Annotated in this window: 7 protein-coding genes; 1 reads left to right on the top strand and 6 read right to left on the bottom strand. The window is 59.1% G+C overall.

Annotated elements, in window-relative coordinates:
* The first annotated feature begins 10 nt into the window (after positions 1-10).
* Positions 11-1,158 (top strand): IS3 family transposase gene (locus GMOLON4_RS02460; RefSeq protein ID WP_106486790.1). Its coding sequence is split into 2 segments (ribosomal slippage): positions 11-281 and positions 281-1,158, totalling 1,149 coding nucleotides; the frame shifts between segments, so codons are not numbered across the junction.
* A gap of 357 nt (positions 1,159-1,515) precedes the next feature.
* Here GMOLON4_RS02460 and GMOLON4_RS02455 read toward each other — a convergent pair.
* The 6 genes from GMOLON4_RS02455 to GMOLON4_RS02430 all read right to left on the bottom strand — a co-directional run bounded on the left by GMOLON4_RS02455 (position 1,516) and on the right by GMOLON4_RS02430 (position 10,501).
* A complete protein-coding gene (locus GMOLON4_RS02455; RefSeq protein ID WP_146137543.1) occupies positions 1,516-2,853 on the bottom strand; it encodes an ApeA N-terminal domain 1-containing protein in 1,338 nt (445 codons plus the stop codon).
* Positions 2,854-3,047: 194 nt separating this feature from the next.
* A complete protein-coding gene (locus GMOLON4_RS02450; RefSeq protein WP_026937661.1) occupies positions 3,048-4,523 on the bottom strand; it encodes a class I SAM-dependent DNA methyltransferase in 1,476 nt (491 codons plus the stop codon).
* On the bottom strand, positions 4,520-5,482 hold the full coding sequence (locus GMOLON4_RS02445; RefSeq protein ID WP_026937660.1) for an Abi family protein: 963 nt from the start codon (positions 5,480-5,482) through the stop codon (positions 4,520-4,522). Before GMOLON4_RS02445 ends, GMOLON4_RS02450 begins: the two co-directional genes overlap by 4 nt.
* A gap of 77 nt (positions 5,483-5,559) precedes the next feature.
* Entirely contained in the window at positions 5,560-6,465 is a 906-nt protein-coding gene (locus GMOLON4_RS02440) for a GIY-YIG nuclease family protein (protein ID WP_026937659.1), read from the bottom strand.
* Complete coding sequence (locus tag GMOLON4_RS02435) at positions 6,462-7,724, bottom strand: restriction endonuclease subunit S (protein ID WP_026937658.1); 1,263 nt, start codon at positions 7,722-7,724, stop codon at positions 6,462-6,464. The genes GMOLON4_RS02440 and GMOLON4_RS02435 overlap by 4 nt, the downstream gene beginning before the upstream one ends.
* The gene (locus GMOLON4_RS02430; RefSeq protein ID WP_026937657.1) at positions 7,721-10,501 is read right to left on the bottom strand and encodes a type I restriction endonuclease subunit R; all 2,781 of its coding nucleotides are present in this window, start codon (positions 10,499-10,501) and stop codon (positions 7,721-7,723) included. Before GMOLON4_RS02430 ends, GMOLON4_RS02435 begins: the two co-directional genes overlap by 4 nt.
* Between the last annotated feature and the right edge of the window lie 453 nt (positions 10,502-10,954).

Genomic DNA, 10,954 nt, shown 5'->3' with positions numbered 1-10,954 from the left:
GGATCACACGATGAGCAAGCAAAGAAAACGTCACACCCCGGAGCAAATCGTCCGGAAACTGGGGCAAGCCGACCGGCTCCTTGGCGAGGGCAATACCGTCGCCGATGCCTGCCGCGAGCTCGGCGTCACGGAGCAAACCTATTTTCGGTGGCGAAACCAGTACGGCGGCATGAAAGCCGAAGACGCGAAACGGTTGAAAGAACTCGAGAAGCAGAATGCGACCTTGAAACGGTTGCTCGCTGAGGCTGAGCTCGAGAAGGCCGCGCTCAAGGAGTTGGCTGAGGGAAACTTTTAGGCCCGGGTAGACGGCGTGCCGCGATCGCGCACCTGATTCGCACCCTGCAGATCAGTGAGCGTAGGGCGTGCCGTCTGGCCGGGCTTTCCCGCTCCGCCTGGCGGCGGCCACTCAAAGGTGATACTCCAGCAGATCCCGACCGGGCGCTTCGCGACTGGCTGCGGATGTTTGCGAAGAATCACCCGAGGTGGGGGTACCGTCGCGCGTATCACGATGCCCGCGGCGAGGGCTGGGACGTGAACCACAAGAAGGTGCAGCGTTTATGGCGTGAAGAAGGGCTCCGCGTGCCACAGAAGCGCAGGCGCAAGCGCATCGGGGCTTCAACTATCGAAGCGCCTGCCGCGACTGCGCCGGGCGTTGTCTGGGCGGTCGATTTCCAGTTCGATGTCGATGAGCGCGGCAAAGCGATCAAGATCTGCTCGATCGTAGACGAACACACCCGCGAATGTTTGGGCGGTCTCGTGGAGCGGTCGATCACCGCCGAGCGATTCATCCGGCATCTCGAGGAACTCGTCGCCGTACACGGGGCACCAATGGTGCTGCGCAGTGACAACGGGCCGGAGTTCATCTCCGACGCCGTAGCAGAGTGGGCAGGCACAAGAACCGGATTGTCGTACATTCCACCGGGCCAGCCCTGGCGCAACGGATATGTAGAGTCGTTCAACTCGAGGCTCCGTGACGAGTGCTTGAACATCAACAGTTTCTACTCGCTGCTTCATGCTCGGGTCGTGATCAGCGACTGGAAACACGAGTACAACCATGAGCGTCGGCATTCCTCGCTCGGATACCGGTCGCCGGTCGAGTACGCTCGATCTTGCACCCACCAGTTAGAAGAAATCGACTCGCATACTGAGCGGACCTAACAACGGGGGCGGCCCACACGACCCGCTAGCCAGCGGCCAGGCACAGGCTTCCGTGCCCTTGCATCACCAAGGCTTCCGAATTTCCAACCAACGAAAAAATCGCGGAAACCCTTGAGTTTCCGCGATTTTTTTGTCGGGCTGACAGGATTTGAACCTGCGACCCCTTGAAAAATCCTTGATCAGAGCGGGTCTCTCCGGAAATCTCGGATTGTCTCGGGTTCCCTAGTGTGGACTGGGAAATAGGCGTTCCGCCTGCTCCGAGTGTACCCGGTTGGTGGCCGTTGGCCACGGATGAATTTGTCGGGTTATTGGTGCGTTCACGTCGACATAACACTTCCCATGAGCCACAACCGACTATCAGGCTTTCTTCGAGCCCGCCAATGCCAGCTCACCATAAAGCTCCTGGATTCGGAGTGACCGGGCGTCGTCACGCAGAGCCTGTTGCAATCGACCTTTTGACACACCGAGACGAGAGCCAACCCATGCCCGAACTACTTGTACTGCTTGAAGGTAAGCAAGTAGACCCTCATTTACGTCAGGCCGGGCGCGGTCAGCGTGCTTGACCCCGATGTAAGTTCTTCGAAGCAAGTCAGGGAAACCGGCCCCAGAGAAAGGGAGCACATCTTCTACTGCAGCGGTTACGACAGCAACGAGCTCGGCATATGATCTTTTTGACGCCTGCGTTCTACTAATTCCGGCCTCCACCAGGAGGTCGTAACCCAGCATCTCGAACCCGATGCCAATTTGGGCAATATGAGCCTCCAAGGACGCACCATCCAAGTCAAGAACCCCAATTAATAGCGAGAGACCGCGCTCGAATTTCGTCACGAGCTGGAGCCAACGACCCACACCCTTGCCTCCAACGTCCGTGAAGTTGAAGAGGAAGTCGTTTTGCCTCAGCTTGGTCGGCGGTCCCACCGTCATACCAGTTCGCTGGGTGAGTACCGGAAGCCATATATCTCCGTGCCGCTTACCGTCCAGTGTACGTACACCGTCAGTTGCTCTCGTCACCTCATGGCTGGCAAACTTCAGCTCCCTCCAGGCGACTAAGCGCAATAGGTTCCGTATTGAGAAGTGCACCCGAAGATGATCGTCCCAGTCGACGCCTCGCTTCACATTGGTTTGGACCTGAAGGCGCTCGCTGATCGTTATCTCGTCAGGAGCCGTTCCTGGCCCATATCGCCAGTTCGCTCGGAACTCCGCGTTTAGTCGACGGGCTACAGGGATGTTCGGAGGGGATTCCAACCTAAGGTCAACAGCCTTGACTCGACCGGCCTCTAGCTCCGGTTCAGTGCTGAGCGACCGGAGGCCCACCCAAGTGCCCAGCCCCTCGATCTCCGAGCGAAGTCCGTTGATTTGCTCGTAAGTTGGCCCGGACATCGCCCCGAGGATCGTGTAATCGAAGCGAAGACGCCCTTCGCCAATACCCGTTCCTCCCATGACACGTTTCGAGCCGGACACACGACTTCCTACTAGACCAACTTTGCCAGCGGAGTCGTAGAAGCTTAACGAACTCGGCGGATTGTAGCGTCTTTTTGTTCGATCCGGGTCGTCGCCAAACATGATGCCGGAGGAAAACCAGTAAGAGTAAATATCATCGTGCCCGTCAAGAAACGGAATGGTTAGCTGTACCCCAAGTTCGTCTCGCTCAAGTTTTGCGGCGACCCGAGGAGTCTCTTGGAGTCCGTCAATCATTAGGCCGATCCTCGACTGACCGATTTCAAGGGTGTTGTTTTTGGCTGTCATCGTTGAACTACCGCTTGCTCTGCTCGGCGGAGAGCTACTACTCGGCGTGAACGCATGACTTGGCCTGTTCCCGGTTGTCCCATTGTCCTGTGCTTTCGCCCCGTACCTGCTCTCAGCTTGGTTCTCGACTTCCCAATAGCGCTCTACTTGCCCTCGGCGCTGAGCGCAGCAGCGACAGCCTCGAATTCTGCGAGTGCCGCCGAAAGGTCGTCGACGATCTCTTGCGCAATCACTTCAGGTGCGGGAAGCGAATCGAGGTCCTCGAGCGAGTCGTCTCGAAGCCAAGTGATATCGAGATTCACCTTGTCGCGCGCGATGAGTTCCTCATAGTCGAATGGCTTCCACCGTTCAGATTCCGATCGCTCGTCATGAGGCAGACCAGGCTTGCAGGCCGCGACGAACTCGTCGAGGTGTGCCCGGCGCAGCGGGTTCTGTTTCAGGGTGAAGTGCTGGTTGGTGCGCAGGTCGTAGACCCACAGCTTTCGCGTCCACGGTGTCTCGCTCGCTGGCTTCTTGTCGAAGAACAAGACATTGGCTTTCACACCTTGCGCGTAGAAGATTCCCGTGGGAAGGCGCAGGATCGTGTGTAGGTCGAAATCGGAAAGAAGCTTGCGGCGCAGCACCTCACCCGCACCGCCCTCGAAGAGCACGTTGTCGGGGAGCACGACGGCTGCGCGGCCGTTGATCTCGAGGATCGTCATGATGTGCTGCACAAAGTTGAGCTGTTTGTTCGACGTGGTAGTGACAAAGTCGGCGCGCTCGATTTCGGTGTCTTCTTTCGACTCCCGCCCGTCGGCACCGATCATCGTCATGGATGACTTGCGGCCGAACGGCGGGTTCGATAGCACCACTGAGTAGCGCTTGCCCGGGTCAGAGATGAGCGCGTCGCGCACATCGATCGGCGATTCGCCCTCGGCTGTGCCGATGCCATGCAGCAGCAAGTTCATGGCCGCGAGCCGTGCGGTGCCATCAACCAGTTCGGTGCCGTGCGCGAAACCGTCACGCAAATGTTCGCGCTGCGTCGGCGTGAGGTCTGCGGCGTGCTGCGAGGCGTAGTCGTGTGCAACGAGCAGAAAGCCCCCGGTGCCGCAAGCCGGGTCCACCACAGTGTCGTCCGGGGTGGGCTTGATTACGTCGACGATCGCGTGAATGAGATCACGCGGAGTGAAGTACTGCCCCGCCCCAGATCCTTTGTCGGATGCCCCCTTGGCGAGCAGCTGCTCGTAGGCATCACCCTTCAGGTCGGTACCCGTAGCAGACCACTGCTCTTTGTTGATCAGGTCGACAATAAGCCGCTTCAGTTTCGCGGGGTCTTGAATGCGGTTCTGCGCCTTGCGGAAAATCACGCCAAGGGTACCGGGGTACCCCGCAAGGCCCTCAAGGATGCACGTGTATTCGTGTTCGAGCGCAGTTCCCTCTGCGTCGAGCAATTTCTGCCATGAGTACTCCGCGGGCACGATCTGCTGCGGCATGAGCGTTCGCGTGGCACGCTCATGAGCCATCTTCAAGAAGAGCAGGTAGGTGAGTTGTTCAATGTAGTCGAGTACACCGACACCATCGTCTCGCAACAGATTGCGAAATGAGTCGAGCTTATCGACTAGCCTGCGGGAGTCAGTCATGTTGCCCTTCTTGACCACAGTGGATCATTGTTCCATTCAGCAGGAAAGTCCATCTCTTTGACGCTTCGGCCAGCAATGGGCAGAAACGAGTCCTCGATGAGATCTGCCACTTTGGTGAGCCAGGTGGTCCCGGGCGACGTCGTCTCGAGCAGTGCCCCCATCACAGTGAGCGCACCGAAGACACGTTCGCTCTGCCCAACGGGCAGCCCCGACATCCTGGCGTCGGTCCGCAAACCCGCCGTTCCAACGGGGGTAAACGTTTGATTCCACAGGCGGGCGTGGTGTGCACTCGTGTTTCGGATCACAGCGAGATGTTCGAACCAACGCACGAGCGGATGAAGCTTCACCGCTTTTTGAGCCTGATTCTTGGAGAGTGCCGTCACATCTACTTCAACACCCATAGCTTCGGCAATTGACCATTGCATCTTTGACGGCAATGCTTCGTAGAGTTTGGACACATCGGCAAAGTCAAGCACTTCGGTGAGCACCCAGATCGGCAGCGACCCGTCGTACTTCGCGTCATGGTGCTTGATGGCTTCGCTGCGTTTTCTTGCACGTTCGACCCGCCGCATGGTCGTTTGCAGCCAAAGGTCATGAGCAAATGTCGGGCGAAAATTGCTCGGGTCTAGGTACGACAGTGGATCAATTGCGCCCAGCGATTCGTTGAGGTGCGCACGGAGCGAGACCTCGATGCGCTCGACGGCGTCGTGCACGAGAGTGCGAAGCTTGCGGTCGAATTCGTATAGCGCAGCGACATCTGCGAACGCGGTACCTGCTACGAATCTGTCGGCGCGGAGCCCGTGCCGGAGTTCCCGGTATGGATACCAGTAGCCACTCAGCCGGTAGTACCCGACGTTCTCCAGCCACTGCTGAGCGAAAGCACGATCGATCGACATGCCTCGACGCTCCAGCATCGCGATTCGTTCGTAGAGATCTGTGTATGGCTTGATCTCACTCATGTGACCTCCGAAAAGAGATCCAGCCCACACCAGAACGAGTCTGGGCGGGCTGAACGATTGAACTCAGCTTATCACCCCTACGTCGCATCGTCGACACCTCGGCTCTCCCACTGATCGAACGTGCCTTCCGGTGAGACCCACTCCCTTCGGCCGTTGCAGGACCGGCCGAGCGCGACAGCGCCAGCTGTTGAGGGCGAGCCGAACACGATATCGCGAGTCGTGCGGCCGACACCATTTTCAATGATGATCGACCCGTCTGCGATGAGCCCTTGATGTTGCGCCCGGTAGCTGTCGTAGGCGCGGCGGCTCGTATCGGCCTTGCCGACGCCCACCCACTCAGCGATGACGTGGGAGCCTTCGAGCATGATGAACTCGCCATCAACCTGCTGTGCGCGGGCGTCAACTCCTCGTTTCGGCATCACGAGAGAGAAGATCGGAGACTCAGAAGCGGCGGGGGCGACTGCGTTCGTGCGCTCGGCGCGCATTCGAATTGCGTTGACGCCCAGCACCGGCAAAACAATTTGCAGCTGCCCGATAAAGTACTCCATGTCGGAAACATCTGCCTCGGGCAGGTTTGGGCGTGGCGGGTTCGTGCCGTTCTCGAGAGTGACACGACCTGCCTTTGTCGCCAGTTCGATCAGACGTGATTCGAGGTATCTCACGTGTGACTTGGTGAGGTTCGTGTCTTTGGAAGTGACAACAACTGCCTGGTTCCAGAACTCTTTGTCTTTGGCGTGGCTTCGCAGCCTCGTCGCAACCGTGTCGGCCTCACCGATGTAGCAGCGAGTATCACCGATGGCGTCCTCGTCGTCTCCGAGCAGCAGGTAGATACCCGTTCGCTCCACCTCTTCACGGCTCAGAAGTTCGGCGAGATCTGACCGGCGCGCCGAGACGACACTGCCCGTCCAGTTCGTGATTTCAGCGGTTGTCAGGCCGCCGGGGGTGCCGTCAACGAGAAAGAGCTTGACCTGCTTGCCGTTCATGCGCCGATCATCTCACTGACCGCAGACATTTCAGGCGACGACCCCGTCAGCCGCCCCGAGAACGCCGCCGAAAGCAGCGAGCGGCGGAGGGAAGCGGAGCGGCGGAGGGCGCGTTGAAGCACATCATTCAAGCGAGAGGCCTCCTGCCGAATTTCACGCGTTTCGGAGATAATTCTCCTTTGCGTATCAATATCAGGCAGATGAAAACTGATCTGCTTCAAGCTTCTCCCGGCAATTCCAACCTGACCTGCGCTCGTTCTTCGCGCTTGGCGAATCTGTGCTCGAGTTTCACCGGAAGAACAGGCGAGTGCAACATATTCCGGGAGAGCGTTCCGGTTTTCAATTCTCAAACGAATGAGCTTGTCCGGATACGTCAAGAATGGTGCCGAACCTGGTACAACTGCACACGCGCCAACGTACTCAGCATTCCCGTTGTAGCGCGTGAAGAGCAAGTCTCCCGGGGACGCCCTGCCGTCCAACTTCTCAACCGCTTGCTCAGCCATTCCCGTATATCTCAGATCTTCGAGGTCGAGAGTCATGGGGCGCACTGCTCCAATGCGAAGAATTGGTGCACCGTTTGGAGCGACTCCGGGCCTGGACACATAGATGCCATTCTTGAGCGCCCCAATCTCTCCGAGGCGAGTCTCCTCACCTTGAACGCGTGACAATTGCTCCGTCGCAGCTTTCCACCAGAGAGCCTCCGCACGCCTGGCTGAATGTTCAAGGAGCTCATCCGCGGCATCGAGCCGGGAGAGGTGGTCTTCGAGGATCGTGACGATGCGGCGCTGCTCCTCCAGCGGAGGCAGTGGAAGCGGTGTGGACGTCAGATCATCCCGTTTCAAGTTGTTGATGTTCGTTCCGCGTGCCGCTTCACTCCACCTAGCCCGAAGCTTCGGTGACTGCAGGAAAAACGCCAAAAATCTCGAGTCGACAAGCTGATTTGGGCGAATCGTCGCGCAAAAGGCGCCAAATGTGCCACGCCAATCTTCAGTGAGACGTGCGCTCTTCCCAACGACGTTCAACGACCCACTTGAGGAAGCCAACACGATGTCACCCTTTACAAGGATTTGGTGAGCTCGTACTTGGTCTTCAGGCACATATACAAGGCCCTCCCGAAGATTCAGACCCGAACCAATATTTGTCGCTCTTAAGAGCGGAATAGCGCCAGGAAACGTGCTGTCACTCGCTTGGTCCTTCTTGTATGTGACTCCACGAAGGATCTCTGCAACCTCACCAAGCGTCGTGTATTCCCACGTCACGCTGCCAACTCCCGGTTGAGCTCCTCAATCAATGCGCCGGCCCGATCGCCGAGGTCACGGAGGGCTCCGTCGATGCCGCCACGCTCGTCGAAGGGGGCGTTTTCGAGGTCGGCGGGCTCTATTCCCGCAGAAGATGACACGATGCGCATCATTCGATCCAACCACCATCGCTGCGTCTCGGTGAATTCAACACCATTGACTTGTTGCCGCGCCAACCAGTTCTCGTAGCGCGACTCAACCTGCTCGGCATAGGGCACGAGCGCATCGTCAACCCCAGCCTCCAGCCGCAGCAACGAAATCAGATCCGTCGCTGTGTGCCGATTCCTGTTTTCGGGGCGACCCTGGTACTCAACCTCAAGTGACAGATAGGCGTTCCAGATGATGTCAACCGTCCAGTTGTATGGCGGTCGGGCGATTCGCTCGGCGAGCTCCTTCACCTGGTCGAAGCGAATGCCCCGCCCCTTCGCCTCAAACATCAACTCGATCGCGCTGATTTCGCTTCGGTGCTCAGCAAGGTATTCGCGCCACGAAGCGACCGTGTTCTTCGCCTTGTCAGGATCGACCACACCATAGGCCGCGAGCACCTGGTCGCGGCTCACTTCGTCGATGACCTGATCCTTCGCACGTCGCAACTCGATGATGCGGGCCCGCAATTCGGGGTTTGATGCGAGTGGTTCGATAGCCGCATCAAGCAGATCTTGCACTACGTCGCCCGGTTCGCGATCGGGCTGCGCCACAACCGTTGCCGCCTGCACTTCGGGATCCACCGCGTCAACCAGCGCGCGCACCACCGCATGCATCGAAGTGTGCGCCACCTCGTCGAGCTCTACACGTTCGGCCGGGGTGAGCTGCCGGTCAAGCGCCGCGAGGCGGCTTGCGAGTGTCGCGGTCTCGTCTTCGGTGAGGGTGAGCGACGCAGTCTTATCGAGCAGCTTCTTCAAGCTGATCGACTTGTCACGGTTCAGTGGCGGCTCGACAAAATCGTGCTCGGTCACTCCCACTGCGTCAACGATCACAAACCGGGTTTTCGTTTCCGCATCTTCGGTCACGGCCTGAAAATCTGCGGGCTCGATCGTGCGCGCGCCACGGCCCTTCATCTGCTCGAAGTACTGCCCACTGCGCACATCGCGCATGAAGAACACGCACTCCAGCGGCTTCACGTCGGTGCCGGTCGCGATCATGTCGACCGTCACCGCGACGCGCAGCACCGGGCTCGTGCGAAACGCCTTGAGATGCCCCTTCGGGTCTTTCGCGGAATAGGTAATCTTCGCAGCAAAGTCATTGCCTTTGCTGAACACCTCGCGCACCGTCTGCACGATCTCTTCCGCGTGGTTGTCGTCTTTCGCGAAGATCAGCGTCTTCGGTACCGTGCGTCGCCCGGGGAAGATCTCGGTGAAGAGCCGGTCGCGGAAAGTCTCGAGCACCAGCCTGATCTGATGCTTCGCCGTCACTGCACGGTCGAGCTGGCCCGGCGTGTAGTCGAGGTCTGCCTCAAGTCGGATGAGCTTCTGCTCGCGAGTGCTGCGATCCACCATCGGCACGTAGGTGCCCGCTTCGATGGTGGATCCACCCTCGGTGATTTCGGTTCTGATGCGATAGATGTCGAAGTCGACGTTCACCCCGTCTGCGACCGACTGCTGGTAGGTGTACTCAGAAACCAGGTTCTGCTGGAAGAACCCAAACGTTTGCTTGTTCGGCGTCGCTGTGAGCCCCACTATATGAGCGTCAAAATACTCGAGCACCCCACGCCAGACGCCATAGATCGAACGGTGCGCCTCGTCCACAATCAACAGGTCAAACGACTCGGGCGGCAGGTCGGGGTTGTAGGCCACTGTCACCGGCTCGTCAGGGGCGAAATCGTCGAGGCTCGGGTCGTCGCCCTCGGGCACTTCCTCGTTCTTGATCGCTTTGAAGACCCTCTGGATCGTCGAGATTGCGACCTTCGTCGAGTCGGGCATGCCGCCGCGCGTGAGCTTGGTGACGTTATACAGCTCGGTGAAGCGGCGGCCATCGTCAGGGGTACGATAGTTCTGAAACTCACCCATGGTCTGGTCGGCAAGGTTGTTGCGGTCGACCAAGAACAGCACACGTTTGAAACCGCCCCATTTGAGCAGCCGATGCGTCTCGGTCACTGCCATGAATGTCTTGCCCGCACCGGTCGCCATCTGCACGAGGGAGCGACCGTACTGCTGCTCTGCCAGGCTGCGTTCGACGCCCTTCACCCCATCGATCTGCGCGGGGCGCAGCGGCGCCTCATCGAGCAGCGGCATGCTCTGCACCTTGCCCCGCCAGGTCGGCGCCTCGCCCGGGCGATCGGATGCTGCTCGAACCGCCTCAGTGAGTGTCTCGGGCCTCGGGAAGTGGAAGATGCGGCGTGCGCGCGGTGCGGGATCGAATCCATTCGTGAAATGGGTCTCGGTGCCGGATGCTTCGAAGACGAACGGAAGGCGTCCCTCCGGGTCGAGGGCCTTGCGACGCACATCATCTGGTAGCCCGGTGGCGTACATCGCCGATTGCCACTCCACCCCAGACAAGGGCGTACCCATTGGCTTCGCCTCGATTACTCCCACGACAACTTTGTCGACGTAGAGCAGGTAGTCGACGCGGCCGTGGCCTGGCTTCATGATGACCTCGCGAACAGCGATGCCGCGCTGCGGGGCGAACAGGTTGAGACCTTTGCGGTCCTGCACGGCCCAACCCGCGTCAACGAGCTGCCGGTCGATCATTACCCGAGCTCGCTGCTCCGCCGCCAGGCGATCGTCTTCGTTCTCAGCCATCTCATAGATTCTATCTTCATGGCGTGCGTCAACAGATAGAGCGTTCTGCGATTGTCAGGACCACGCCTCTGGCAGATCGAGGATTCGATCACCAGATCCTCGATCTGCCAGAGGCGTGGCGCTTGACCAAGTGAGACGACAAGGTACCTTGGCCGCGCCAGTGACGGGGCAATGCGCATTTTGGGAATGCGTGCGCACCTACCTCATGAAGACTCTGCAGAGTGCAGAAGGAGGCGTTGGCGTGTTTGAACAGCGATGGGAACTCGTGGCGGTCGCGGTTCCCCCTGCTGCTGCTGCAAGCGCCCACCTTCGAACTTGCCGGAAATTGAGGTCATGCCGATTCGGCAGGACCGTGAAACCAGAAGTCGTCGAATAATTCGTCGGTGAATCGAGACTCGACTGCTCCTGGAAGAGAACCCGGGCGGTTGTGGAATCAGGGGCGCGAGCCCATCC

Origin of the sequence: Gulosibacter molinativorax, assembly GCF_003010915.2 — a bacterium.
GTDB lineage: Bacteria > Actinomycetota > Actinomycetes > Actinomycetales > Microbacteriaceae > Gulosibacter > Gulosibacter molinativorax.
Note: the sequence above shows the minus strand (reverse complement) of the source record. Positions and strands in the feature narration are given on the sequence as shown.